26 protein-coding genes and 1 pseudogene are annotated in these 24,724 nt (G+C 53.7%); 1 reads left to right on the top strand and 26 read right to left on the bottom strand.

Going from position 1 to position 24,724, the window contains the following annotated elements:
- The 8 genes from ACTQ34_RS13800 to ACTQ34_RS13765 form a co-directional block, all read right to left on the bottom strand.
- Positions 1–241 (bottom strand): ATP-dependent metallopeptidase FtsH/Yme1/Tma family protein (locus ACTQ34_RS13800; protein ID WP_441364316.1); only part of this gene is annotated, 241 nt, incomplete at its 3' end.
- Positions 234–704 (bottom strand): MarR family winged helix-turn-helix transcriptional regulator, encoded by a 471-nt coding sequence (locus ACTQ34_RS13795; protein WP_441364315.1) that lies wholly within the window; start codon positions 702–704, stop codon positions 234–236. The genes ACTQ34_RS13795 and ACTQ34_RS13800, both read right to left, overlap by 8 nt.
- Before the next feature lie 273 nt (positions 705–977).
- Entirely contained in the window at positions 978–1,124 is a 147-nt protein-coding gene (locus ACTQ34_RS13790) for a hypothetical protein (protein ID WP_302664904.1), read from the bottom strand.
- Positions 1,125–1,409: 285 nt separating this feature from the next.
- A complete protein-coding gene (locus ACTQ34_RS13785; protein WP_441364314.1) occupies positions 1,410–4,973 on the bottom strand; it encodes an S-layer homology domain-containing protein in 3,564 nt (1,187 codons plus the stop codon).
- A 28-nt stretch (positions 4,974–5,001) separates the two neighbouring features.
- Entirely contained in the window at positions 5,002–5,511 is a 510-nt protein-coding gene (locus tag ACTQ34_RS13780; protein ID WP_441364313.1) for a deoxyuridine 5'-triphosphate nucleotidohydrolase, read from the bottom strand.
- A 29-nt stretch (positions 5,512–5,540) separates the two neighbouring features.
- Positions 5,541–6,026, bottom strand: coding sequence for an anaerobic ribonucleoside-triphosphate reductase activating protein (nrdG, locus tag ACTQ34_RS13775; RefSeq protein WP_441364312.1), 486 nt, complete (start codon positions 6,024–6,026; stop codon positions 5,541–5,543).
- Positions 6,026–8,146: an anaerobic ribonucleoside-triphosphate reductase gene (gene nrdD, locus ACTQ34_RS13770; protein ID WP_441364311.1), complete on the bottom strand. Its 2,121-nt coding sequence runs from the start codon at positions 8,144–8,146 to the stop codon at positions 6,026–6,028. Before nrdD ends, nrdG begins: the two co-directional genes overlap by 1 nt.
- A 142-nt stretch (positions 8,147–8,288) precedes the next feature.
- Complete coding sequence (locus tag ACTQ34_RS13765; RefSeq protein ID WP_441364310.1) at positions 8,289–8,459, bottom strand: hypothetical protein; 171 nt, start codon at positions 8,457–8,459, stop codon at positions 8,289–8,291.
- A gap of 109 nt (positions 8,460–8,568) precedes the next feature.
- Here ACTQ34_RS13765 and ACTQ34_RS13760 point away from each other — a divergent pair, with 109 nt between their 5' ends.
- Positions 8,569–10,146 carry a recombinase family protein gene (locus ACTQ34_RS13760; RefSeq protein WP_441364309.1) on the top strand — a complete coding sequence of 526 codons (1,578 nt, stop codon included), beginning with the start codon at positions 8,569–8,571 and terminating at the stop codon, positions 10,144–10,146.
- On the opposite strand, the gene ACTQ34_RS13755 is transcribed toward ACTQ34_RS13760, so the two are convergent.
- The 18 genes and pseudogenes from ACTQ34_RS13755 to ACTQ34_RS13670 form a co-directional block, all read right to left on the bottom strand.
- Positions 10,107–10,424, bottom strand: coding sequence for a hypothetical protein (locus ACTQ34_RS13755; protein WP_441364308.1), 318 nt, complete (start codon positions 10,422–10,424; stop codon positions 10,107–10,109). The genes ACTQ34_RS13760 and ACTQ34_RS13755 overlap by 40 nt on opposite strands.
- A gap of 66 nt (positions 10,425–10,490) precedes the next feature.
- Positions 10,491–11,693, bottom strand: coding sequence for a class I SAM-dependent methyltransferase (locus ACTQ34_RS13750; protein WP_441364307.1), 1,203 nt, complete (start codon positions 11,691–11,693; stop codon positions 10,491–10,493).
- Between the two features lie 108 nt (positions 11,694–11,801).
- On the bottom strand, positions 11,802–12,365 hold the full coding sequence (locus ACTQ34_RS13745) for an ABC transporter ATP-binding protein (RefSeq protein ID WP_441364306.1): 564 nt from the start codon (positions 12,363–12,365) through the stop codon (positions 11,802–11,804).
- Positions 12,362–13,129 (bottom strand): ABC transporter permease, encoded by a 768-nt coding sequence (locus ACTQ34_RS13740; protein WP_441364305.1) that lies wholly within the window; start codon positions 13,127–13,129, stop codon positions 12,362–12,364. The genes ACTQ34_RS13745 and ACTQ34_RS13740 overlap by 4 nt, the downstream gene beginning before the upstream one ends.
- Entirely contained in the window at positions 13,104–14,129 is a 1,026-nt protein-coding gene (locus ACTQ34_RS13735) for an ABC transporter substrate-binding protein (protein WP_441364304.1), read from the bottom strand. The genes ACTQ34_RS13740 and ACTQ34_RS13735 overlap by 26 nt, the downstream gene beginning before the upstream one ends.
- A 13-nt stretch (positions 14,130–14,142) precedes the next feature.
- Complete coding sequence (locus tag ACTQ34_RS13730) at positions 14,143–14,379, bottom strand: TM1266 family iron-only hydrogenase system putative regulator (protein WP_441364303.1); 237 nt, start codon at positions 14,377–14,379, stop codon at positions 14,143–14,145.
- Between the two features lie 321 nt (positions 14,380–14,700).
- Positions 14,701–16,398 (bottom strand): recombinase family protein, encoded by a 1,698-nt coding sequence (locus ACTQ34_RS13725; protein WP_441364302.1) that lies wholly within the window; start codon positions 16,396–16,398, stop codon positions 14,701–14,703.
- Positions 16,399–16,521: 123 nt separating this feature from the next.
- Positions 16,522–16,665 carry a hypothetical protein gene (locus ACTQ34_RS13720; protein WP_441364301.1) on the bottom strand — a complete coding sequence of 48 codons (144 nt, stop codon included), beginning with the start codon at positions 16,663–16,665 and terminating at the stop codon, positions 16,522–16,524.
- A gap of 408 nt (positions 16,666–17,073) precedes the next feature.
- Positions 17,074–17,370 (bottom strand): helix-turn-helix domain-containing protein, encoded by a 297-nt coding sequence (locus tag ACTQ34_RS13715; protein WP_302666925.1) that lies wholly within the window; start codon positions 17,368–17,370, stop codon positions 17,074–17,076.
- A gap of 340 nt (positions 17,371–17,710) precedes the next feature.
- Positions 17,711–19,234, bottom strand: a complete 1,524-nt coding sequence (locus ACTQ34_RS13710) for a vWA domain-containing protein (RefSeq protein WP_441364300.1) — start codon at positions 19,232–19,234, stop codon at positions 17,711–17,713.
- A 76-nt stretch (positions 19,235–19,310) separates the two neighbouring features.
- Positions 19,311–19,937 (bottom strand): single-stranded DNA-binding protein, encoded by a 627-nt coding sequence (locus ACTQ34_RS13705; protein ID WP_441364299.1) that lies wholly within the window; start codon positions 19,935–19,937, stop codon positions 19,311–19,313.
- Positions 19,938–19,955: 18 nt separating this feature from the next.
- On the bottom strand, positions 19,956–21,323 hold the full coding sequence (locus ACTQ34_RS13700; protein ID WP_441364298.1) for an AAA family ATPase: 1,368 nt from the start codon (positions 21,321–21,323) through the stop codon (positions 19,956–19,958).
- A gap of 52 nt (positions 21,324–21,375) precedes the next feature.
- A complete protein-coding gene (locus ACTQ34_RS13695) occupies positions 21,376–21,912 on the bottom strand; it encodes a hypothetical protein (RefSeq protein WP_441364297.1) in 537 nt (178 codons plus the stop codon).
- Positions 21,909–22,199, bottom strand: coding sequence for a hypothetical protein (locus tag ACTQ34_RS13690; protein ID WP_441364296.1), 291 nt, complete (start codon positions 22,197–22,199; stop codon positions 21,909–21,911). The genes ACTQ34_RS13695 and ACTQ34_RS13690 overlap by 4 nt, the downstream gene beginning before the upstream one ends.
- A 1-nt stretch (position 22,200) precedes the next feature.
- Positions 22,201–22,668 (bottom strand): hypothetical protein, encoded by a 468-nt coding sequence (locus ACTQ34_RS13685; protein WP_441364295.1) that lies wholly within the window; start codon positions 22,666–22,668, stop codon positions 22,201–22,203.
- Position 22,669: 1 nt separating this feature from the next.
- Entirely contained in the window at positions 22,670–23,080 is a 411-nt protein-coding gene (locus ACTQ34_RS13680) for a hypothetical protein (protein ID WP_441364294.1), read from the bottom strand.
- An 11-nt stretch (positions 23,081–23,091) separates the two neighbouring features.
- Complete coding sequence (locus ACTQ34_RS13675; protein WP_441364293.1) at positions 23,092–24,228, bottom strand: hypothetical protein; 1,137 nt, start codon at positions 24,226–24,228, stop codon at positions 23,092–23,094.
- Positions 24,229–24,240: 12 nt separating this feature from the next.
- Positions 24,241–24,724: pseudogene (locus ACTQ34_RS13670) on the bottom strand (hypothetical protein); the annotation flags it as partial.

Here is a 24,724-nt window from a genome sequence, read left to right as displayed (position 1 = left end):
TACCGTTCTCATCGGTTGCCTCAAACACAATCTGACTCTCCGATGCTTCGTAGGCCACTGTCTGCACCTTGCCATCATCCAGCATGGATACAAACTCATTATAGCCCACTTCGACAACCTGCCGCTGTGCCAGCATCGGCACCAGCATCCAGTTAAGCAACATCAACACCAGCAGCGTTACCACATAATAAAATATTAACGGCCGCTTTGGTGTTTTGGAATCTTTGCCCGGTTCAATCATATTCTTTCACCTTTCCTTCCATATCTCTGAGTACTTCGTCCAGATTACGTTGCATTTTATCCATAACCGTATTTATCATCTGCATTTCTTCCTCTGTCACATCCCGGCGAAGCCGCTCCGACACGCGGCAACCGCTCTGATACAGCTGCTGCGCAATCATAACGCCTTCTCCGCATAATCGTAAGTGCACGATGCGCCTATCATTATCATCACGCTCACCCTGCACCAGACCGCGTCGGTGCAGACAATCCACACTGCGTGCGATTAACGCTTTGGATATGCCAAGCTGCTGCACCATATCGGTTGCCGTATCCCATCCCGGCGCATAGCGCCGCAAAAACAGCAATACGGAAATCTCATTGGGCGTCAGACGATAGCCGCTTGCCGCTTCCTTAACACAGCTCCAATACAGCTTTTCCATTTTTGCAGCTTCCAGCAAAAATCGTTCTTCCCACCATATCATATCGTCTCCCTCCTCTTCCGTGTACTTCTACTACCATCATCATACGCAAAACAGTCAACACTGTCAATCGTTCAATTGTGAACAATTTGCAAATTTGGATTTTTTCTGACAGGAAAACGGACGGCACAGCCGTTTGCCATACCGCCCGTCTCCGACGCATATGCATTTTTCAGCCTTTTACGCTCAGGTAATATGAAACAGCTTACTCAAAATGCCTTTCAGATATTTCGGACTCTTCCATACAACAACCTTCATCATACTGTCCACCTCCCGTCAACACTGAAGCAGGAACCACCCTGCTGCGATCAGCGCCAGCGCAAGCAGCCAGACCGGCAGGCACAGCGAGAGCAGCCCGCCCAGCAGCAGGCCCACGCCCAGACAGAGGCAAACCAGACCGATGACCTGACCCCGACAAAACATTGCGCATCACGCTCCTGTCATCATTATAAGCGTTGTGCCGCAAAAAGGTGACACTTCCACAAATTCTTCTTGCCGAAGCAATCCCAAAAAAGTCCAAACGAACCCGATAGATGATGCCGGTTATGCAGACAACCATGCCGAAAATGCTTTGCTGGGGCATATCTGTAAATTGCATGTCAACAGGAATGTGGATAATCACTTTTTAGTATACAACAAAACTCCCGACGGGCGAAACCCGTCGGGAGTTTGACATCTATTCATCTAAGAGAATTTACCGCTTTCCGGTTATGCCATAGACTGAATAAAGCGCTGTAAAATGACCGCAACCTGCGCGCGAGTGGCTTGCGCCTGTGGCGCAAGTGTAGTACTTGATGTACCGGTCAGCAAACCCTTCTGTACGGCCCAAGCCATCGCCTGCCGCGCATAAGCGCTGACCTGTGCGCCATCGCTATATGCATCCAACGCACCATTAGCAGACGGGCTGCCCGCATAGCGGTACAGCATGGCGGCCAGTTGTTCCCGAGTCAGACTTGACTGCATATCCGAACCATCTGAAACGCCCTTCTGCATAGCCCACTGCCGGCCTGCGTCATACCAGTTCGCACCGACCGATGTGTCTACGCCATCCAGCCGCGCCAAAACCGTGACAATCATGGCACGGTCCATCGCCTCCTCCGGAGCAAAGGTTGTCGCTCCGGTGCCGGAGAAAATCTCCCTACCAGTCACATAGTCAACCGCAGCTGCTCCCCAATAACTTGCAGGCACATCCGTATACCGCTTGGTATTGTTCACAATCCGAACTGTATCGCCATCCTTTATGGCAACCGCAATGCCGTTTTCTGTAAGCTGCGACTGCATCATCACCTGTTCAGTGCCATCGTTCTTGACAAGAACCGCTACCGTCCCCATCGTTACATCTTTGACGGGAATCTCCACCTTGACCGTGCTGCTGTCCGGCAGATTTACTGTCACGACAGGCGCGCTCACACGGTCCGGAGTCGCCGAAACCGCAGGCATGGGCAGCGCGACCGTGTTACCGTTTTGTACCGCGTTTGCAATACTCTGACTGGTCAGCGTAACTTTACCAGACGTATGCCCATCCGCTTTTGTTACCGTCACGGAACCCGTGCCATCCTTGTTATCCACCGTAGTAGTTATCTCACCGGCAGGAGTCTTAACCGTCTCGGTCTTGTTGCCCGCCGCGTCAGTTGCCATTGTTGTGGTGGTACCGTCCTTCTTAGTCTCTACAACCAACTGAGAACCGTCCGGATGCTTGGTGGTCTGGGTAGTCGAACCATCCGTTTTGGTGACGGTCGTGATGGTAGAACCGTCCGGCTGGATTACGGTTTCCGTCTTATTGCCGGAGGAAGAGCTGCTGCTGCTCGAAGACGTGCCACCAGTGGAGCCACCGCCCGAAGTGCTCGGCAGAGCAATTTCGTACTCCAGCGTGACTGCCGCGCTGTCCAGAAGGCCCGCCGTAACCGCAACCGCTCGAATGCGCGTTTTCACCGATTGCCCCGCAGCGCCATTGACCGCAATGGGCGCGGTATACCGGATACCGGTTGCCGCAGACGGCTCACTGCCATCGATCGTGTAATAGATAACAGCATCAGGAGTTGCAGAAGTCAATACCACCGTCTGATTTGTCTGATATCGCCCGGGAGCAGGCTGTGCCGTGGGCGCGGCGGTCTGCGAAGCGGTTGCCGGGAACGCAATGCGCACAGACAGTGTACCATCCGGCTGCGCATCGACCTGCGCCGACTGGTCATTAACCGTAACCGAAACAGCCTGAGAAAAAGCATAGCCGGATTCCGCCGTTAGAGTCAGCACCGCCGTATAGACTGTATCAAGTTCTGCCGTACCGCTGCCTCCCGGCTCCCAAGTCACACTCGAAGCCGAAACGCCGGCTGTACCCACGGTTACCGTGGTGTCCAGCGTCTGCCCGGCAATCGGCGCGTCCAAACCGGTCAGAGATACTGAAGCAATCTCCTGCGGCGCAACGGTCAAACCACTGACCTCTACCTCGTACGGAATGGTATAGTCATACGCCTGTGCTTCCAAGTGATAGGTACCGTTTTGCAGCGAGTCCGTAGGCTGAATTGCGCTGCCGCCATTGGGCGACTGCTTCAGTTTCCAATTTAAGCTGTATTCCCCTGCAGGAACATTGGTGAGATTGCTGCTATTGACATAATACTGTATCTGCACGGAAGGCTGCGGCAGTCCGTCCAGCAAATCCTGCACGGTATTGCCATCCTGCGCGGCAAAGCTGCCCGCTGCCGGTGCGGTCGGCTCGGCAACCAGATAAGCGGTTGCAAATTTTCCGCTGGCAACATAGCGCACATGAGGTGCTTTGAGCGGCGTATTGCCCGCAATAACAGAAGAACCACCCATTGGCTGCGTGGAACTGGCAAACTGCACATTGCCCCCCAACGTCAGAGAACCATTGTTTTCAACTACTTTTGTCTCACTACCGTTCAGCTTGACTGCCGTAAACCGTCCCGAATTGATAATTGAAGCCGAATTACCCGCTTCGGTACGAAAAACCGGTGCTGCCGTTCCCGTGATTGCACAAGGAGAAGAAACGTTACCGCCGGTCTGACCATTCAGGTCAAGTGTGACGCCATCCTTCAGCGTGATGGTGCTGTCCAGCTGCACACAATTTTGTAAAATTACTCTATCGCCCGATTCGGCATTCTGCATAGCCGCATCCAGCGTATCGTATGCCGTAGGGTTTCCATCCCCCTTATCCAGCATTACATCGCCGCTTGCACTGGGGTCGCGTGCATCGGAAGCAAGCGTCGGATAGGTAAATTTATGCTCCTTATAGGCAGGAGACTTCGCAGTTGAAGAATCATGGTTTTTCCCAAAGGTCTCATAACCCGGCAGATTCTTTTCGGTGACAGTATTGCTGCCAACCAGAAAATAGACCTGACGCGCCGGAAGCGTGGAAACGCTGGGGTCATCCCAAGTCGGGTCAAGCGCATACCATTGCTCCTGACCGGTACCGTCGTTGAGCTTCACATAATTCCACGCATGCTGCTCACCGTTCGGCTGATTATTGGTATTATAGGCCCAACCCTCGATATAGGCATTTTCCATTCCAAACGCATCAAGCAACACTTTCATGGCTGTTGCATAACCATAACAGACCGGATCATCGCCTGTGGTGGCTGCGTTGTTATCGCTTAAGAGTCCGCTGGCCGCACAGCGGGAAAAATTGCTGGCTGCAAGTCCCTGCGCGTTATATACATTATTTTGGGCCATCCAATCGTTGAGATATTTAAGCATTGCAAGCTCGTCAAGTGCTGTAGAAGGCACGTTTTGCTTGATTTCATCGACTTTATCGTTCAGCCCATCTCGGTAACTTTGCAAATTCTCTGTGGTAAATCCATCATAGAAAAAGGATTCGCCGGGCGTTTTGCATGACAGCACATAGACTTCATTTCCATCCCCATCTATAGAGGGATTGCCTTCCGCCCAAACCAGCTTTGAGCTGTCCACCCAGAAAAATTCGGGATGGTCACGGAACACGGCAAAAACAGGTTTGCCGCTAATGGAATATCCGGAATCCTTTGGAATAGTCACCTGCACGCCCGACGGGTCCGTGTCGTTGCGGGTCAATTCCTCAATCTGGTCAACGATGGCATCATAGACCGCCTTCTCGTTGTTATTGAGCTGCGTATACAAATATTCACCCGGCCCTGCTGCACGCACGGTACGCACGACTGCATCCATACCATGTAACGAAGCTGCCGCATACGCAGGAACCGTGCTGGCGCACAGCAGACAGCCTGCCAGCACGATACAGCCAATGGTTTTTCCAACATGTGGTAGATGGTGTTTTTTCATGAAAGCCTCCTCTATCCTGCCTTTTTTCTTATTTCGTTGTGCTTCCGAAGCCGCCCTCTCGGCATCCGTCCGCATCGTCATCCTGCGTGATACCGAACGGCAGGAAGATGCCTTGTGCAAAACCTTCACCCGCAGCAACCGAAAGGTTTCTGCCCTGTCGGTTCTGGTTGGTCATCTTGACAAAGATATGTCCTCCATTTTTGGCATTGAAATAATCGCTGTCAATGATACCAACCGTATTGTCCATTTGCAGGCAATACTTAAACCCCAACCCGGAACGCGGATAGAGCTGCAGCACCCAACCATCCTTGATTTCCACACGGATACCAGTCGGAATCAGGATGGTTTCGTGCGGCACAAGAGAAAATGCCTCCGGTGCAAAAAAGTCATAACCTGCGGAGCCGACCGTCGCCCGACGCGGCAGGCGAATCTTCTCATAGACCGCTTTTGCCTCGCTCGTGCTGCTTCCGGTTGCGCTGCACCAATCCGTGAGAAACTGCTGTTCTGATACCTTGTGAAATTTTGCAACCTTTTGCATGATATATCCGCCTTCCTTATCCATACTTTTTATAGTAAAACAACTTCCTGTGACGCACGGGTACGCCCGACGTCGATCACCCGCTGGTTGGCGCTGCCACGCCAATGCAGCTGGGAATCCGCTTGCGCCTGCACAAACCGTCCGTCCACGACCACATCCACATTTTCCAGCAGCGGCAAATCCTGAATTTCCTCCCAGGTATAGCCGGTATACAGCCAGATGGTCTTGTCCGGAAAGCGCTGCCGGATGCGGGCGCATAAAGCTCCCACATCCGCACGGTTAGCCGGAAACAGCGGATCGCCGCCCGAAAGCGTCACACCCGACACATAATCTTTGCCGAGCTCCGCAAACAGCTCGTCTTCTGCGTCGCTGTCGAACGGCAGGCCACCGTCCGCATCCCACGTCACGGGATTATGACAGCCCGGACAGGCATGTCCACAGCCGGCCACCCATAGTACAACACGCAGGCCCTCTCCGTTGAGCATATCGTCTTTGGTTATGTTGTGATAGCGCATCACATGCTTTTCCTTTCTGCAATCTCCGCCATCTTGGCATCGTTCAGGCGCGTGTCACCCTTGACGCGCGAGTAAGACAGATAGCCATTCATGCGGTCAATCTTGGTCAGGTTGCGGCTGCCGCACTTGGGACAAACGTCCATCGACAGCTCTTCATGTCCGCAGTCGTCGCAGTACGCCAGCGACAGGTTAACGCCTTCGTAAAAGCCCATGCGCATCGCGCGGCGCACGAGCGAACGGATTGCCTCCAGATTGTAGTCGATGGGGTACTTGACATACTGAATCTTGCCGCCGTTGCACAGGTTCCAGAACCGGCCCTCCAAATCCTGCTTTTCAATGGGGGTCAGGTCCTCGGTAACGTGGCAGTGGAAGCTGTTGGAGACATACGGACGGTCGGACACGCCCTCGATGATACCGTATTTGCGGCGGAACTGCTCGACCTGCAAGCCGCACAAGCTCTCGGCCGGCGTACCATAGATGGCATACAAATTGCCGTCCTCTTCCTTAAACTGATTGACCTTCTGGTTTATGTATTCGAGCGTATCAAGCGCAAACTGCCCATCCTCAACCAGTGATTTGCCGTTATACAGCTCCTGCAATTCGTTGAGCGCCGTAATGCCGAACGATGCCGTCGCGGTTTTCATGATGGGCTTAATTTTGTCCGACGGCTTGAGATGACCGCCGTAGAAACCGCCCTCGCAATAGGCCAGCGGATTGGTGGACGCGCGCATTTCACCGAGGTACGCATAGGTGCGGATATGCAGGCGACGAATCAGCTCGAGGTAGTAATCCAGCACCTCGTGGAAATCGCGGTTTTCCTGCTGTGCCTTGGCATAAATCATCGGCAGGTGCAGCGACACCGCGCCGATGTTCCACCGACCGATAAAGACCGGCTTGTCCTCCTCATCCGCAGGCTTCATCCCGCCGCGCTCGTACCACGGGGACAGGAACGCACGACAGCCCATCGGGCTGATGATAGCGCCGTACTTTTTGTACATCGAAGGCACATAGCCCTCGCCCGTCAGGCTGAGCCAGTCCGGATACATCGCCTTGGACGAACACTCAATGCCCGCCTCGAACACGTCCTCGAGTTCCTTGCCCGGTCCATGCAGATTTTCGTCGTACAGGAACACGATTTTGGGGAACAGCACGGGTTTTTTCTGCCCCTTCTTGCCCTGTCCCTTGCGGCGGACGTTCAGCATCGTGATGGACGCAAGCTTGGCAAAGCGACCCGTACCAGTACCCATGGTCATGGTGATGAACGGATAGTCGCCACGGCTTGACGCTACCGTGTTGAATTTATACTCCCAGCCCTGGAAGCCCTGCTCAAAGTCGTTGAGAATGTCGGCCATGACCTCTTTTTCCACGGTCTCCGCGTCCAGTCCCAGACGGCTGTATTTTTCAGTCAACATTTTGTAGCTGCGCTCGGCATACGGCTCAAGCAGCAGGTCGACCGATGGCACAGTAAAGCCGCCATACTGCTGGCTGGCTGCGGACAACACGATGTCACCAATGACATCAAAGGCAACATTGAGTGTCTTAGGTTCATTATACCACAGATTACCCATTTCAAAGCCACCCTTGAGCACATGCTCCACATCAAACAGGCAGCAATTCATCGTGTCGCGGCGTGCAGACATATCATGCACATAGATATAGCCGTCGCGGCAGGCCTGCAGCTCTTCGGTGTTCATGAAGAACTTCTGATACAGCTCCTTGTTGAGCTGGTTAAAAATCAGGCTGCGCTTGGTGGACACCAACGCGGAGTCCGTGTTGGAATTCTCCTTATCACCGATGTACATAATCGACTGGCTCTTTTTGTACACGCTGTCGAGCATGCCGACAAAATCCTGCTTATAGTTGCGGTAATCGCGATAGCTTTTGGCGACCTCTGGGCGCACGGCTTCGAGCGCAGCCTCGACGATGTTGTGCATCTGCCAAATCTGCACCTCAGTCATGCCGTGGTCACGGATATAGCCTTCCACATGGTCGCAAATCGCCCGCAACTCTTCCTCGGTAAACGTATACAGCACACGGTTTGCGGACTTATTGACCGCAATCACCACTTTTTGAATATTAAAAGCTTCTTTTGTATTATCTTTTTTGATTACTCGAACCATTATCGTTTCCTCACTCATGCTATTTGGTGTAGGTTTTCATTATAGCACACCACATGTTGTGTGAAAAGAGCAAAAACTGAACAAAAAGAATCACTACAATTTGACGGATTTTGGCGCGTCAAAAAACATTTCCAGCTCCTGTTCATTTTTCCGATTCCTGCCGTTTGGCTTGCGCCCCCAACACAATCTCATGCGCCGCACGCCACATGTGCTCTTCGCGGCGCTTAAGTTCCTCCGTCGAAACTTCACGATAAGCGTCATCGCAAACGGAAACCGTACCGTGCGCATAATGATAGGTCGCAGCAACAGCCATACAGACCGCCTCCTTCGCCGTATCCTATGCGCCGGATTGTCCCCGGCATGTCATTTTTTACATATACCACTGATAGGATGTTAATACACTATCGTAAGGAGTGGATTCCATGCCGACGCAATACTGCATCTATCTGCGCAAATCCCGTCAAGATCTGGAGGCCGAAGCGCGCGGCGAAGGCGACACGCTCGCCCGTCACCGCCGAACACTCACCGAACTGGCTGAGGCGCGCGGCCTGCCGGTCGGGGCAATTTACGAAGAGGTTGTCTCAGGAGATACCATTGCCGCGCGTCCGCAGATGCAGCGACTGCTGCAGGAGGTCGAAGCCGGACAGTGGCGCGGTGTTATCGTTATGGAAATTGAACGTCTGGCGCGCGGCGACAGCATTGACCAAGGCATTGTCGCGCGCGCCTTCAAATACTCGGAAACCCGCATCATCACGCCGTTTAAAACCTTTGACCCCAACAACGAGTACGACGAGGAGTACTTTGAGTTTGGGCTTTTCATGTCCCGCCGCGAATATAAAACCATCCGCCGCCGTCTGAACGCCGGTGTGCAGGCCGCACGGCGCGAGGGCAAATACACCGCCGGACAGCCGCCTTTCGGCTACCGCAAAATAAAACTCAAGGGTGAAAAGGGCGGTTCGCTTGAACCCGACCCGCAAACCGCTCCCATCGTGCAGAATATATTTCACTGGTTCGTACAGGAAGATGTGTGCATCTCGCAAATTAAAAAACGGCTCAACCGCCTGCTGCCCCCGCCGCCAGGCACACGTAATCAGTGGACCGACCGCCGTGTGTCCCTTCTGCTGCACAATCCGCACTATGCAGGGTACACCACCAGCACCCGCCGTCCAACCCGCAAGGAGGTGGTGAACGGCCGTCTCAAAGTTGTTCGTCTGACCGCCAAGGACGTGCAATTATATGAGGGGCGGCATGAAGCGCTTGTTTCCCGTGAGGACTGGCGCCGCGCACAGGAAATCCTCGCAAGCCATCCCGCGCCCCCGGTCCCGGCCGGAAAGGGACAGAAAAACGCCTTTACCGGCCTGATTGTCTGCGGTGCATGCGGCCGCAAGATGCAGCGCAACTGCGTCTCCAACCGGCAGACCGTCCCGCGCGAGCCGCTTATCTTCTGTATTTCCCGCTCGGCCTGTCCGACCATTTCGCACCGCTATGACGAAATCGAGCGCATGGTGCTCGACACGCTGCGCCTCTGGCTGGCCGGCTATTCGCCCGACGGCAGCTCCCTCCCTTGTCAGGATGATGCTGCGCCGCTGCGTGCCTCACTCCAGCTGCTGGACAAACGTCTGTCCGAACTGAATGCGCGCATAGACCGCGCTTTTGAGCTGGTCGAGACCGGGGTGTATACCCCCGCGTTATACCTCGAACGCAAAAACGCGCTCGATGCCGAGCGCGCCTCGCTCCTCCGCCAACAAACCGAAATACAGGCCGAGCTGAAACATCTGGAACACGAAAACGCACGCCGCCGCGCCTTTGCACCTCAGCTACAGCATGTTCTTGACGCCTACGAGCAGGCAGAGAGTGCCCGTGAGCAGAACCGATTGCTCAAAACCGTCATCGACAAAATTGTCTACACGAAAACAGAGCGCGTCACCGCAAATCACCCCGGCAACCTGCATCTGCAAATTTATCCGTTGCTGCCATCCTCACCTGCCGCGATGTGGTAACCTCGCAAGCCGCGTTTAAACTGAACATGTTCCACGTCGATCTTCACGCACAGCAGCTCAGCTGCACGCGGCTTGACCGAAGCGATGCCACCGGCGTTGAGCAGCTCCTGCGCATCACGGCACAGATACACACGGATGTCGCGCAAGCACTCTTTGCTGCGGCAGGAATCGTAAACCTTTTTGGTGTGAACGCAGACTGCCTCGCGGAAACCGCCGGCAGTGCCGTTATTGTTATTACTGCCGCAGATCGGACCGGGGCAGCAGACTTTTTCAGCCATGTAGATTACCTCCAAATATTGATTGAAGAGACTTCATTACCAGTTTATTCAGAGGCAAACTTGGTGTTACAAAATCAGATCTTCGTCTGTGACAAAGAATTCCGCATCCATTTCGGCGCAGCGCCTATCCAGCTCCGAGGTCGTTCCGACCGCCTGACGCACTGCGTCGTATTCCTTGCGGGCACGCGGATTGTCCCGTCCCGTGCGAACCGCGCGAATAAGAAGGTTTTTCGGCGTGTCAAGCGGCGAAATATACTCCACCACCGACACCTTATATCCTTCTGCTTCCAGTTTGAGCGCGCGCATGCTGTCGGTCAGCACGTCGTTAAAGCGGGCCTTGAATACGCCAAATTTGGTCAGCGGCTCGAGTCCCGGCAACGTATACTGGTCGAGCAGTTCCTTATGACAGCAGGGCACGCACGCGATATATTTCGCGCGAGCGCGGATGGCCGTTGCCAGTGCCAAATCGGTCGCAATATCACAGGCATGTAGTGAAATTACTGCTGTTACACCCTTAGGCGGCTGATAGGTGCGCAAGTCGGCACACTGGAACACCATATTATGATATCCCAGCCGCTTGGCCATCGCTCGGCTCTCGTCGATGACATGCTCGTTGATATCCACGCCGATCACGCGACAGCGGCGTCGCAGCACCTCATGCAGATAGTAGTTCATGACAAAGCTAAGATAGGATTTGCCGCAGGCACAGTCGAGCAACACGATTTCCTCGCTGTCGTCCTGCTCGAACATGGGTGCGACCAGCTCCACATAATGATCAATCTGGTTGTACTTACGGATCATGTCGTTTTTCAGCTTGCCATCCGCGGTCAGAATGCCGATTTCACGCAGCAGCGCAGCAGCGTGATCCACGCGAATCAGATACTGCCGTCCCGCGTCGAGCAAGGGATTGGCGGCCGCCGCTTTCTCCTCCGCTGTCGCCTGCCGCTCGGCCTGCTTCATCTGCACACCGCGCGGCGTGACCGAAAGCGTCACTACCGATCCGCGCTCGGTGTAAGTCAGTACTGCTTCATCAAATTTCTCCGCCTGTTCGACAAAAAACGCGCAGAAGCCATCCGCATCCACCGTGCGTTCTGCGCCTTGAAAGCACAGCCGATAGTCCTGGCCGTCACGCGTCAGTTTCGCTTCAAACTTTTTCTTTCCCGAAGTGAATGCGCCGACCGCCTGCACAAAAAAATCCCGGTTTTTGGTCAGTCGCGCCGAAATACCGCTGAGCAGCAGCTTGAGTTTTGCCGCTTCTCCCTTTTGCATTTTATATCACAACCTTTACGCATGCTATCTTATCATATTTCCCCGCCCTTTGGCAAACCTTTGCTGCACCGTACCACAAAAACGGCCGCCTCTTCGGGCAGCCGTCTGTCATTCGTTTAAATCCAGTATCTGAAAGCCGCGCAGCAAGTCATCCGTGCCGTGCGACACCACCACCAGCGTGCGTCCTGCTCGATACTGTTCCATCACTGCCGTCGCTTGCCGCTGGGTTTGCTCATCCAGACCCGCGAACGGCTCATCCAGCACAAGCACATCGCCCTCCGCAGCCAATGCGCGCGCCAGCGCGACGCGGCGGCGCATCCCGCCGGACAGCGTCCGCACCGGCTGGTCGATTGCATCCTCGGACAGCAGCGCACACAAAAGCGTGCGCACGCGCACGGCATCCGCGCACACCAGCGACACATTCCCGACCGCGCTCCAATGCTCGACCAGACGGTCCTCCTGAAACACCGGCAGAAACTGCAGCCCTTCCCGGCCCGTGATGCAGCCGGTATCCGGCGTTTCCAGCCCCATCAGCAGCCGCAGCAACGTGGTTTTGCCGATGCCGGACGCACCGCGTACCTGCCATCGCTCTCCCGGCGCGATGCGCCAGTGAAGGCCGTGCAGCACAGCCTTGCCGTCAAACGATTTGCTCACTCCATGAAATGCTATCATGCGGCGGCCCCCCATTTCTTTTGTAGGACCATGGCAGCATATACCAGCAGCTTTTCCAGCAGCAGACTAAGCGCGATGATAGTCATCGACCACGCAAACAAGTCGGCCGTGTTGAGGTACAGTTTGGACAGATAGAGCTGCTCCCCAATCGACCAGCGTGGCAGGCCGATGATTTCGCCCGCAACGCCCGCCTTGAGCGCCATGCCGACCGAAACACGGCACGCGCCCAGCACATACGGCACCACAGCGGGTAAGTACACCGCGCGAAACCGCTTGCCACCGGACAAGCGAAACACGCGCGCCATTTCCAGCATTTTTGCATCCACGCTGGTCAGTCCTTGCTGCAAATTGATGTACACAACGGGAAACACGACAAAAAACGCCGTTAAGACCGAAATCCATGCCGACCGCACCCAAATGAGCGCCACCACAATAAAGCAGGCCACCGGCACGCTTTTCATAATCTGCACCGCAGGCTCCAGCAGCACCCGCGCGAGCATCGCCCGATGGGCCAATATGGCAAGCAGGCATCCCAACGCAAACGCCAACACAAATCCGCCCGCAATTTTTCCGATAGAATACCCGATCGAAAGCCAGAAATCCGCAGTGCTAATCATGGAAAACAGGCTCTGCACGGTTTGTGCAGGGCCTGCAAACAACAGCTTAGGCAGGGCAAGCGATACCGCCTGCCACAGCCCCAGCCAAAACACCGTCGCCGCGATGACGCGAACCCAGCGTTTATCCCAGATAGTAGAAGCCTTCATCCGGCAGTTTTCCTCCCACCGCATCCGGTGCTACCTCATACAGCATTTCCAAATAACCGGAAACCCATGTTTTCATCTCCTCGCCGGTCGTGGCCACCATTGGATTGAAATTTTCAATCACCTGCTGCGCGACCGCCGCCTTTACAATGCCGTATTGCTCGATCAGCGCCGCCGCATCCGCCGGATTTTCCTCCGCCGCCGCGACCGACGCCTGATGATCCTGCACAAACTGCGCAACTGCCGCCGGATGCTCCTTGGCGAATTCCGTGCGTACCACGGTCACACCGGTCGCAATGCCGCTGCCGTCCGGGCTGTATTCCTTCCAAGCGTTTTCGAGCGGGAAGTTCATAGAAAGCTCCTGATCCTGCAGCATTGCCACCGTAGCAAACGGCTGCGGCAGAATGCCAACCGCGGACGCATCCTGCGCCAGCGCGGAAACGACCTCGGTCGCCTCGGCCTTAAACTCGATGGTCAAATCGCTTTCACTCATGCCGGCTTTGCCGAGCAGATATTGCAGTGTCCAGTCCGGCGAAGTGCCCTTACCGGTCATATAAACGGTCTTACCCTTCAGACCGCTCAAGTCGGTGAGCGCTTCATCGTGCGAAACCACGTACAGCACGTTACCCGCGTTGACGTCCAACACCTGCACGCCGCCCTCGGTCTTTTGGTAAAGCGTTGCAGCCAGATTGGTCGGAATCAGGGCAATGTCCACTTCCCCCTTGCCGATGAGCGGGACAATCTCGTCGCCTGAGGTGTACAGGTCAAACGAATAATGTGCGTCCTCCCCCTCATTCTCACTCATCAGGCAGACCAATCCCATCGCGGTCGGGCCTTTGAGCGCAGCCACACGCGTGGTCAGTCCCTCTTCATAACCCGGCTCCACCGCAGACTGCTGCGTCTGCTGTTCCTGACCGTCTGCCGTATTGTTCTGCTGCCCGCAGCCTGTGAGCAGCGAAAACGAAGCCGCTACCGCCAACAAACCTGCCAAAAATCGTTTCATACTTTTCTACTCCTTACTTCGCCATCATAGATTTGACCTGCACGTTTTTCAGGCGCCCGAGCTTACCGGACAGCGCGTTAATCGTATCGTTAGCACCCTCCATCACAACCGTGATGATCGAGCATCCCTCACGCGGAATGCCCATGCGCCCGATGATATGTTCGCCGTACTCATGCAGCAGACGATTTACCTCTGCGCTGGCCTCTCGGTCAAATACGACGATGCCCAAAATGGCAATGCGCTTTTCCATAAAAACTCTCCTTTTCGCAAAAATGCGCCCTGCAAAACGATGCAGGACGCAAAATGACCTCATTCCGGTTCTTTCATCGCAGACCATATCTTTGATAGCAGATCATATAGATTTCGTAGAGGCTTACCCGTCAGCACTGCTTCCAGGAAAGGGAATCTACTGTTTTAGTATATCTATTCGGCAGGGATCTGTCAATATGCGGCTGCCGTTCAAAAGCAGACGGGGAGGACGCCCCAAAGCAAGCTCCTCCCCGTCTTTTGTCACATCAGCACTTGCGCTGGAAGGACTTGCAATCGGTCTATTATTAGAATTTGCGCGGGGTCAAACGACTTCTTTGACCTTTTCCGCCAGCATAATATCCGGCATAAACTTATATTGAATCTTAATTTGCTGGCCGCACGAACCATAACAGGCTCGGCGCAACTTCTTTCCCTTGGGCAATTCATAATGGGATATTTCGATCCGTTCAACGAATTCCTCAAGCACTTCGCGCGTTAATTCCTGAATCGGCTGTTTGCCGACCAAGCCGTTTACAAATCGACTGAAATTCAGCGGTGCGCCGAGATTTCCTAACTCTTTTTCCATCTGTTCGATTTGTTTGCTGCGCGCTTCAATATTTTGATTGTACTGTTTGAGCATACTATCGAGTGCACTTTGGCCCAGCAGCCCTTCCACACTCTTGGATATGGCAGCGGTAATACTTTGTACATCCCGCTCGTTTTTCCGCTTTAAATCTGCAATTCTTTTTTTCAGGATCTCAGTTTCTGTCTCTCCCGCCATACTGGCTGTCAAACATTCGACAAGTCTTTTGCGTTCGGATAGTGTCATGGAAAGATAATAATTGAGCCGCTCTGTAACCACGGCGATCAGATCATCATACGGGATACTGTGACTTTGACATCCTTTGGCGCCAAAACGAATGTTGGTGCCACAACGCAGCCCGCGCACTTCGCTGCCATCCCGCTCGGAAAATTTTTTTGTAATCGTCATGGCTGCGCCGCAGGTATCACAAAATACAAAACCGGAAAACATATTCCGAAATGTTGTCTTTGTTCCTCTTGCATTTTTCATCTGCTGACATCGCTCAAATAACTCGTGACTGACTAGCGCTGTGTGGGTATTAGGTGTTACTAGCCAGTCCGATTTCGGGCGATATTCGCTGATCTTCTTCTTAAAGTTTTTTCGCCTTGTCTTTCCGAGAATCGTATCGCCAAGATACACACGATTATTGAGAATCACATAGATTGTACTCTTGTCCCACCCGGTCTGAACGGATGGATCTCTGAGTGTAACATGCCTATTTTTTCGTCCGTCATGAGGGTTGAGCCACCCCCTCACAGCAGTCGGCGTTGGAATGCCCTCATCGTTGAAAATCCGACAAATCTCTTTTGGCTTTACACCCTCAGCATAGAGCGAAAAAATACGCTTCACTACCCAATCGCATCTGTCATCCGGAATCAGATGCATATTGTCTGCTGGATCTTTTCGATATCCATATGGTGCGCGGGTACAATACTCTCCCCGCTCACGCTTGACTTGCAACGCATGTGTAACCTTCTTTGAAGTGTCTCTGGAACTCATCTCATTGAACAGATTTTTGAATGGAACGATGATATCATACTCTTTCAAAGTATCAACATTATCATCGACGGCCACATATCGAATTCCGAGCTGAGGAAAAACCTCTTCAATAAAACGATCCGCTTCGATATGGTCACGAGAAAGACGAGACAAGTCTTTCGTGAGAAACATGTTGCACTGTCCAGATTCGAGAACGCTCAACGCTTGCTGAAAGCCGTCACGATCCGTGTTCAAACCGGATCGGCCGTCGTCCACAAATTCTCCAACCAGTGTAATCCCATTTGCTTCGCAGTAATTTCTGACGATGGCGCGTTGGTTCTCGATACTCTCACTTTCGCCATACTTCAGATCTTCCTTGGACAGTCGATAGTATCCGATTGCAATGTACTGCTTGAGCGCAGTCGCATATGACATTGATTGATGAACTATATTGTTCATTCTGCATTTTGCCTCCTTACCAAAATACAGAACAGAACCATTCTACACAATTTAGTATAGCATAGTTCTGTCCATAATCAATGGTTTATCATGGCTCAGGTTTCCTATCCTCAACCCCAAGGCTTAATGCGTGGCTACATACGATTCTTTCACTTTTCTGGAATAATACTGAAATAACGCATCGGTTGCCGACCGTTCCTTCGCAAATTCTTCCAAAATCACATAATTTCCGCATGTTACGGTGGTTTCTTTGGTATTGGTCAGCATAAAATCCCTCCTTTATATAGAGTTTATCCAACCCCAGAGCTGAATAATACATTTTGATGCGAGTCAAACATCGACATAATCCTTTTCTTTGACATTTTAAATATGTTTAACATATTTTCCAGATGGCTTGTTCTATTAAAATATTTGTAGCCTATCTTTTTCATTTGTGAAACAACTGCTCTCTAAATGAGACCATCGGTATTCAGCCGCCGATGGTCGCTGCTGATCTGCTCATTTAACCCAGCGGGTTGCAGCTTTCCGGCGCTTGCTTCATAGGAGCGCACCCATGCTCTTTTATTTTCAAGGTGCAAATGATATATAGATAAGGTCTGCAAACATCCGTTTTGCGAGTACAAATGGATTACCGTAATTCGTAATACCACGAATGCTTGCTGACGTTATCGCAGATTAGTGATTGTATTTATGTATCAGTAGGTTTGCAACTTCCACTACAAACTCTCTTTGCCAACCATGCAGATGAGAAAACACGGTTTCATTTTTGTATTCGTTTCCAATCAGATAATCCACGGAAACACCGTAGACTTCTGCAAGTTTTGTCAAAGTAACGAACGAAGGGGTTCGTATGCCATTCTCATATGCCGAAATCGTTCCATTCTTTACCCCAACGGATTTTGCGACACTGGATTGCTTTAATCCCTGACTGATGCGCAATCTACGCAGTCTGACTCCCAACCCTTCTTGCATGTTCATGCCTCCGATGATTTGTCCATAAAACGGAATCGTCTGTAATTTCTGTTTCTATCGTAAGAATAGCACAGTTTCACTCTACAGTGAGCCACAATCGGTTCACATAGTGTAGAGTTTTCGCTTTAGCAATAGAAGTAAGCATAATTTGCATTAAAATCACCTTTCTATCCGACATAATTCGACTTTCTTCGACAAATCAATTTAAGCACATAGCTGTTGCAAATTATGTCGAATTAGGTCGAATCAGAAATTATTATACTTATTCTCGCATAAATAAAAGACCATGTTGAGCTCTTACAAAGCACAGCATGGTCTTTCGATATATAAGATGTGTATTTTACAGATGGGTTAGGATATCATCTTTGTCATACATTTCACTTACACGATAAACCCGTTCACAGAACTTTTCCAGCACAAACTCCATACCCGGACTATCTGCATCCAACAGCAAACCTACCACAGCGCACCTTGCACCCTGTATTGCTTCCTGCAATTCAGATGCCAATTCATTGGAAATGGAATCTTCGCCATCGGTGATAAACAGGATATCCGCGTTTTCAAACGCTTCCTCGGTTATCAGCCGAAGTGCTTCCCGGATCGGTGTCTCAAAATCGGTGCCGCCGTCAAAAAAGTGTTCAGCTGCAGACAGCAGATCTTGAGATGAGTACTGCCCAGGCAGGAACAGGTCGGTGCGGAACTGACCTTTACCGGAAAAATGGACCAGCGCAAATTTACGCCCCTCGTGTGCGCAGATATCCTGCACTGCAAGCGCCAGCGCTTTGCCCCATTCCGCATTTTCGCCTTCCGTTGATCCGGATTCATCCAGACAGACGATCACATCTCCGTAGCCCTTATGAACGCGCTCCCGTTTGGCGTATTGTAGCAAGCCTTTTGCATGGTACTTGCGTAGGAACAGTGGCATGGTGGCCGGAGAGGCCATCAGCGCCAATTCACCCGAAAGCAGGTTTTTCATATCGCGTCCGCGCGTGACAGTGTACTTCTCCCCTCGGCCATACGAGTAATCGTTCTTGCGCAGATCGGAAAGCATTTCCTTCATGCGTCCCAGCTGACGCGTGATGCCTTGTAGCATAGGGTTATTCCTGACACGATCAAGCAGAGCCTGATTGTGTTCCGCCTGCTGCGGCGCACTTTGTCTTTCGTCGCCCCAGCACTGTGCTACGCATTTCGCCAGCACAGCCGCATCCAGACTGCAACGCACCGCATTGAAGATCACCTGTGCAATTTCTGCGCTGCGCTTCTGCATCTTTGCCTGGATCATGCCGGTCACCACACGGATTTGTTCTGCATTGCTTGCAACTTCCGATGCAGCTTGCAATACCGCCGGCGTTTGCGCCGGGTCGGTTTGTGCCTGCTGCACCAGATCATGGAGTTTTGCGTCAGTCGCATCATGCCGCCGTTCCAATCGCGTCAGGACGGATGCCAGAGGCTCTGCCTCCTCGGCGCAGTCCAGCATGTCGGACTCCACAGCCTGTTGGTATGCGCGTGCCGCTTCCATTGCTGCAAACGCATTGCCTTTACAAAGATTGCGCAGCTGCAAGAAGTCGTCTCGCTTCAGCAGATCGTCTACAAAGGCAGACTGCACCAGCCGCACATATACATCTCGTTCGTCTGTACGGGTCAGCCGCAGTTCCTGTGCAAACAGCAGATGGAACAGATCGGCGAGCAACGGCTTCACGTCGTCCTCCAGATAGTACGGTTCGCTTGTCTTTGCAAAGTCCATATCTCCCAGCCGAGTCGGACGGGTACTCCGGTCCATGCGCTTTGGGGGCTGATATGGTTTGGAGAAGTCAAACAGCGGCGAGTGCAATACCTGATCCAGAGAGAAAAAACGATATTTCATGCAAACCTCCCATCAGCAAGGAGGAAAAGCAGGGTAAATGCCCTGCTTTTCCATTTTTACTAACCTTGTGATTCTCTCAGAACGGCGTGTTGCCGGTCGGCATACCGCCCGGTCCCCACGCATAGCTTTCCGGCACACCGCTGAAATCGGGTACCGCAAACTGCGCTGCCGCGCCCGGTACGGGCTGCGGGTAACCAGCGGCAGACTGTGCCTGCATGACGGTTGCCGGTGCGGCCGGTGCTGCAGGCGTTGCCTGCGGCATAGTCGGCTGCGGCGCGGGCGCCATGTAGCCGGGTGCGACAGGAGCTGCGCTCTGCGGAACAGTATAACCTGTGTTAGGCGCCGCTGTCGGCTGCGCCGGCTTGCCGGTCTGCACATCATCCGGTTTCTTGTCCAGAAAATGTACTTCGACACGCACCACTTCAAATGCCGTGCGCTTTTCGCCGGTCTGCTGGTCCTGCCATTCGCGGTGCTGCATCGCACCTATGACACACACCAGACGACCTTTGCGACCGTACTGTAGTACGAACTTCGCCTGCTGACCGAAAACCGAGCAGTCGAAAAAGTCCGCTTCCGGCTCGCCTTCTCGCTTGAAATCGCGGTCTACCGCGATGCGGAAATACGCGATCGGCTTTTCAGGGTCTTTGCCACGCTTTTCCGGGTCTTTCGTCATTCGTCCGATCAGGATAATCTTGTTAAGCATAAATTCTTTCTCCTTCCATCAAGCGGCGGATTGTAATACGGCAAGCTGAGCCAGCGGCACGGGGGTGAAAGCACACGCTTCATGTGCCTTGCGGCTCATCTCTTCCAAGGTGTTCAGCGCGTCGGCAGACTGCCGGTGCTGTTCATCGGTAGTGGTTCCGGCATCCAGTGCCTGCCACTCGCGATAGAGACCGGCAAAGCCCGTGCGCAGCTGTACCAGCGCTTTGGCCTTTCCGTTGTCCGGGGCAGTGTCAAACGCATTGCGCATCTCGGCTGCCTTGGCCAGCAGTTCTTCGAGCCGCGTGCGGAGTGGATCGTCGCACAGGCGCGTGAGCACGGCCTGTACCTTTTCGATCTCGCCCGGCTCGTTCCAGAGATAGTTTTTCAGCTGGAGCAGATCTGCCGGCTGCACCTCGGTATGTCCGGCAAGCCAGGCAGCCGCCTGCGCCACCGGGCCGTAACCGAAATAGGTACGGTCGGACACCGTGATGCCCTCCCGGCGCAGCTCGCACAGCACATCGTCCATCAGCTCATTGACGGCATCCGGAATGGCAACCAGCTTCACTTGCGCCTGCATGGCATACAGTTCCTCCAGTGAGAAGGTTGCCGTCACATCTCTAAAATGCCCGTCCTGCTTGTTCTTCAGGACGGCAAGCCGCGCGTTGCGCTCCTGCACATCGCGGGTCACCACACGAAGCTGAAAGCGGTCATAGAGCGGCGCGAGGATCTGTTCCTCCTTGTTCCGAAAGTTCGGCATCTCGTTGGATGCCGAGAAGAACGAAATCACAGGAATCTCTACCGTCACGCCCTCGTTCGTATACCGGTGCTCGTTGAGCGCAGTCAGCAACGAATTGAGCAGACCATCCCCGGCCTTGAAGATCTCATCCAGAAAGCAGATGTGCGAATCCGGAATCTTGCCTGCGGTGATGGTTGTCGGCGTACCGCCGTGCAGCAGGGACAGCCCCTTCTGGTACTGTTCCAGTGCTGCTGTCAGGCTTTGCATCCGCGAAGCGACACCGGTGTCCGCCGGGTCGGCGCGAAAATCATCCGTTGCCTGTTTCAGCTGCTGCTTGAGCTTCTGATACGTGGCATCGTCTGCCAGCACCTGCGCCGGGACAGCGCCCGGGATGAGGCTGGCGAGATCCAGCCGCCCAAAAAGGGCTTCTTCGTCCGTCTGCTTGGACAGCAAACGCTCAAACTGCTTTGCCCCGGTGATACGCCCCCGGAACTCGTTGACCGCAAAGCTCTTGGCCTGTCCGGGCGCTCCCAGAATGAACAGGTTGCGACCGGAGAGCAGTGCGAGCGCGATCATCTGGATCAACTCCTCACGCTCTGCGATCTCGCCGTTTACTTCATCCATTACTGCCAGCATCTTATCTCTCAGCATGGGTCACTTCTCCTTTTTCAACAGCTTTTTGCATTGAGAAATCAATTTGGCATTAGCACGCCTTATCACCATCAGCAAGTCCCTGCACACGTTTTGGATCGAAAAATGCCGGACGGAAATCGTGCGACGCGGCGCAGTAGAAGAAAAACTGAGCCAGTCCGGTGTCGATCTCCACCACGTCGCCTTGTCCGATCTCCTCGCCTTCCAAAAGCGGCATTTCGTCTGGGCTGTTTGCATTTTCAAAAAACAATGCCGGCGTAAGACCGGTTTTGCCTTCCGCGCACAACCGATAACGATGGGCAACCGGAAAAGCAAGCTCCCCGCTACTGATTTCATCTTCCGCAAACGCCCGTGCCAGTGCCGCGGCCTGTGCGTCCGCATAACTGTAAATGCGATATTCACAGGGGCTTTTCCGCTTGGGACACCACTTTGGCGCTTTATACGCCGGATCGCTCTTGCGGAATGCCTTGCGTCGCTTTTTGTTCTTGAAACCAGCACAATAGCGGCTCAGTCCGAAATCCAGATGTGCATCACAGCCGATGCAGCCGGGTTCAGCAAAGCTGCGCTGACGAAAGCCTTTCTTACTCATGCAGCACCTCCATGTATGCTTGCGCGTCGTACTTCATACAATTCCGGGCAGTGTTCGAGCAACTCACCGAGCGTAAGCTCAGACACGAAATATGGTCCATCTGCCGGACGGTTCAGATCGTCCCCAATAAACTCCCGTGCCATGTGCTCCGAGGTGAACTTGAGCGCATTGCTGATATTGCTCAGATCGACCACATGATGCCCGTCTTTCACCAAATGGCCTGCAACAAACGAATACCGTGAACGGTACAGGTAGTAGACCACAAAAACGCCGGTATGCACGCCCATCTCATGCCGCCTCCTTTCCGGGGGCGGCATAAACCGGGAACCGATACACCTTGCAGCTGCGCACGCCGTGCTGACGGAGCACCTGTTTGTGCTCCTTGCGGGTCACAATCTCGGCCGGATCAGCATTACGGTCGTCCGGCAGGACATCATACAACGTGCTGCCGTCCTTTTGCCATGCGTCCAGACTGAGCACTACGGGCGCTTTGCGCGCCTTGTGCCGCTGGCGCAGCAGGGCGTTGCGGATACGGCTGTACGCAACATCGGAAAAACGGTATTTCTGCAGCCGTTCCTCAGTAAGGTATTGCTGTGCGGCAAATACCAGACCGAGCGCCGCGTCGCCGTATAAATCCGCCGCCGCGTCCGCACCAAGGTGCAAATCGCCGATCACACGGTAGATCAGGCTGTGATAGCGCTCCACGAGCGCGCGTTCTGCTTCAGACAAAGGTCGATTCATGGTCTTTTCGTTCATTTCAGGCAGCTCCCTTCAAAAAATTATCCTGTTTTTTCTGATACACCATCATCATGTAGTTGAAATCCCCGTGGTTGATCATGCAGCGCAGCCGGTAGTCGTTGACCGCGCCGAAATACACAAAGTCGTATGTCGGGCACCAGAAGTCATGCTGCTGCGCTTCCGGGTTGGCCGCGCAGAACCGCCGCATGGTCTGGGCATTGCGCAAAACGGTCTTGCAAAGCCGGTGAAATACCACGTTGGCCTCATCAATGCTCTGCGTCGTGAGGAAATAGCTCTGCACCGGGTACCAGCAGTTGAGCCTCTTGGGCTCGAACTGACCGACGGCACTGAGCAGGCGGTTTTCCGAACGCAGCGGATAAATGCGCTCTGCAGCGGAAGCGGGGATCAGGATCAACTTCTTGTTCTTCATACACTTCTCCTTTACGCAGCTTTCTTCTTCTTTTTCGTGGTTGCGTTCACCTGCGGCATCCGTTTGGGCATCAGGATGTGCGTCTCATGCTCCGTGCAGAGTTGCATTGTCCCCTTACTGTCAAAACAGATCTGGGCCGCACTGCCCTGTACCAAGGTCGCAGCTTCTCGCAAATAGGAATAGTTATAGCAGAAGCCTTCCTTTGGCAGCGGCGTGTCGATCTCTACGGGCACTTCCGAAACGCTGGTAAGCGGCTGTTTGTCTGCACTGATATAAGACAAGCGCAGCACATCGCTTGTCGTCTGCAAAATCACGCTGGCGCCAGCCGAATGGCCAATGCCGATCCGGCGAAGCTCTGCGCTGAGCACAGCGCCGTCCAGCTGTAACGCGCTTTTCGTCTGGAAATTGCTCAGCAGCGTATCCAGATTGAGCGCGCCATAACTTGCAAGCGTCGCCGTGAACACCAGACCCGGCCCGATAAACAGTGCCTTGCCGTCGCTGGTACCGATTTTGCAGTGCGGAATGCCGCGGAATACGGTAAGCAAGGTTTTCATCACATCCGCCTCGATCAACACGTCCAGCGGCGCGTCTTGCGCCGCCGTGTCGCTCGCAACAGTCATGCGGTATCCGTCGCAGCTCGATGCGCTGAAACGGCCGTCATGAACCTGCAGACGCACACATTTTAGCTGCGGCCGGGTGTTGTCGCCGCGCGCAGCAGAAAACAGCACCTTAGTACTGATCTCGCTCAGCTTTTCGCAGTCCAGCAGTTGCTCCGGGGCAGACTGATCCGCCTTGGGATACTTGCTTACATCCATGAGCGCAAATTCATAGGCCGACTTGGCATTGCGCACCTCGATCCGCCGGTCATCCGTCGCGACCGATGTCGCTTCGTCCGAAAACAGTTCCAGCATCCGCTGGAAAACGGCGGCGAACAACAGCGCTTTGCCCTCCTGTTCCACGCGGCAACCGTGCCGGATCTGCAGCACACAACCCTTGCTGCGCGCCGTGAACATGACGGTATTGGTCTTGGCGTCGGCTTCCATCAGGACACACGATAGTTCGCGGCTTTCAAATCGTCTGCCGATCGTCAAGCTGCAGCGTCGTAGGATGGGCAGCAATTCGGAACGGTTTGCTGTAAAACGCATCATTCATCCACTCCTTTAACCTGCCAGTTCCCAGAACGATAGCTGTTCCGGTTGCTGCACAGGCTGTAACATTGGTTTTGTCCTCGTTTGCACGGGCTTGATTCGTGGTTTACGCTCTGTTTCCTGTACGTTCTGCTTCGCGACTGGGTGCAGCACGGCCATCTTGCGGAAAGAAGCGGCGATGTCCTCGACGGCATTGTCATGCCGGATACCTTCGGCCAGCTCCTTGGCCAGCACAGACATCATATCCTCGCTTTCGCTCATCGCAGCGAGACCTTCATCCGTCATAATCCCGCCTTCGATGATACCGGCGACCGACAGCTTGGACGCCATCAGCCGGACAGCACGCTCCTGCATGGTGTGCCGGTAGTACAAAATGTACACCTCCACCCGCGGCGCGGTCTGGTTGATGCGCCATGACCTGCGGCTCGCCTGCCGGAACGTGAATAGCTTAAACGCCATATCATAGAAGATCAGCGTGGTGAAATCATTGAGATCG

The sequence above is a fragment of the Agathobaculum sp. LCP25S3_E8 genome (assembly GCF_052117165.1).
GTDB lineage: Bacteria > Bacillota > Clostridia > Oscillospirales > Butyricicoccaceae > Agathobaculum.
The sequence above is the reverse complement of the archived record's forward strand: the minus strand, read 5'-3'. Positions and strand labels throughout refer to the sequence as shown.

Bases quoted from the DNA above. Each gene is read 5' to 3' on its own strand.
- ACTQ34_RS13755 (WP_441364308.1), bottom strand. From the start codon at position 10,424: ATGGCTGAAAAAGTCTGCTGCCCCGGTCCGATCTGCGGCAGTAATAAC.
- ACTQ34_RS13730 (WP_441364303.1), bottom strand. From the start codon at position 14,379: ATGGAAAAGCGCATTGCCATTTTGGGCATCGTCGTATTTGACCGAGAG.
- ACTQ34_RS13700 (WP_441364298.1), bottom strand. From the start codon at position 21,323: ATGCTGAGAGATAAGATGCTGGCAGTAATGGATGAAGTAAACGGCGAG.
- ACTQ34_RS13695 (WP_441364297.1), bottom strand. From the start codon at position 21,912: ATGAGTAAGAAAGGCTTTCGTCAGCGCAGCTTTGCTGAACCCGGCTGC.
- ACTQ34_RS13680 (WP_441364294.1), bottom strand. From the start codon at position 23,080: ATGAAGAACAAGAAGTTGATCCTGATCCCCGCTTCCGCTGCAGAGCGC.
- ACTQ34_RS13675 (WP_441364293.1), bottom strand. From the start codon at position 24,228: ATGATGCGTTTTACAGCAAACCGTTCCGAATTGCTGCCCATCCTACGA.
- ACTQ34_RS13685 (WP_441364295.1), bottom strand. From the start codon at position 22,668: ATGAACGAAAAGACCATGAATCGACCTTTGTCTGAAGCAGAACGCGCG.
- ACTQ34_RS13750 (WP_441364307.1), bottom strand. From the start codon at position 11,693: ATGCAAAAGGGAGAAGCGGCAAAACTCAAGCTGCTGCTCAGCGGTATT.
- ACTQ34_RS13780 (WP_441364313.1), bottom strand. From the start codon at position 5,511: ATGCAAAAGGTTGCAAAATTTCACAAGGTATCAGAACAGCAGTTTCTC.
- nrdG (WP_441364312.1), bottom strand. From the start codon at position 6,026: ATGCGCTATCACAACATAACCAAAGACGATATGCTCAACGGAGAGGGC.
- ACTQ34_RS13795 (WP_441364315.1), bottom strand. From the start codon at position 704: ATGATATGGTGGGAAGAACGATTTTTGCTGGAAGCTGCAAAAATGGAA.
- ACTQ34_RS13785 (WP_441364314.1), bottom strand. From the start codon at position 4,973: ATGAAAAAACACCATCTACCACATGTTGGAAAAACCATTGGCTGTATC.
- ACTQ34_RS13720 (WP_441364301.1), bottom strand. From the start codon at position 16,665: ATGCTGACCAATACCAAAGAAACCACCGTAACATGCGGAAATTATGTG.
- ACTQ34_RS13690 (WP_441364296.1), bottom strand. From the start codon at position 22,199: ATGGGCGTGCATACCGGCGTTTTTGTGGTCTACTACCTGTACCGTTCA.
- ACTQ34_RS13710 (WP_441364300.1), bottom strand. From the start codon at position 19,234: ATGAAATATCGTTTTTTCTCTCTGGATCAGGTATTGCACTCGCCGCTG.
- ACTQ34_RS13760 (WP_441364309.1), top strand. From the start codon at position 8,569: ATGCCGACGCAATACTGCATCTATCTGCGCAAATCCCGTCAAGATCTG.
- ACTQ34_RS13790 (WP_302664904.1), bottom strand. From the start codon at position 1,124: ATGTTTTGTCGGGGTCAGGTCATCGGTCTGGTTTGCCTCTGTCTGGGC.
- ACTQ34_RS13705 (WP_441364299.1), bottom strand. From the start codon at position 19,937: ATGCTTAACAAGATTATCCTGATCGGACGAATGACGAAAGACCCGGAA.
- ACTQ34_RS13740 (WP_441364305.1), bottom strand. From the start codon at position 13,129: ATGAAGGCTTCTACTATCTGGGATAAACGCTGGGTTCGCGTCATCGCG.
- ACTQ34_RS13765 (WP_441364310.1), bottom strand. From the start codon at position 8,459: ATGGCTGTTGCTGCGACCTATCATTATGCGCACGGTACGGTTTCCGTT.
- ACTQ34_RS13715 (WP_302666925.1), bottom strand. From the start codon at position 17,370: ATGCAAGAAGGGTTGGGAGTCAGACTGCGTAGATTGCGCATCAGTCAG.
- ACTQ34_RS13735 (WP_441364304.1), bottom strand. From the start codon at position 14,129: ATGAAACGATTTTTGGCAGGTTTGTTGGCGGTAGCGGCTTCGTTTTCG.
- ACTQ34_RS13745 (WP_441364306.1), bottom strand. From the start codon at position 12,365: ATGATAGCATTTCATGGAGTGAGCAAATCGTTTGACGGCAAGGCTGTG.
- nrdD (WP_441364311.1), bottom strand. From the start codon at position 8,146: ATGGTTCGAGTAATCAAAAAAGATAATACAAAAGAAGCTTTTAATATT.
- ACTQ34_RS13725 (WP_441364302.1), bottom strand. From the start codon at position 16,398: ATGAACAATATAGTTCATCAATCAATGTCATATGCGACTGCGCTCAAG.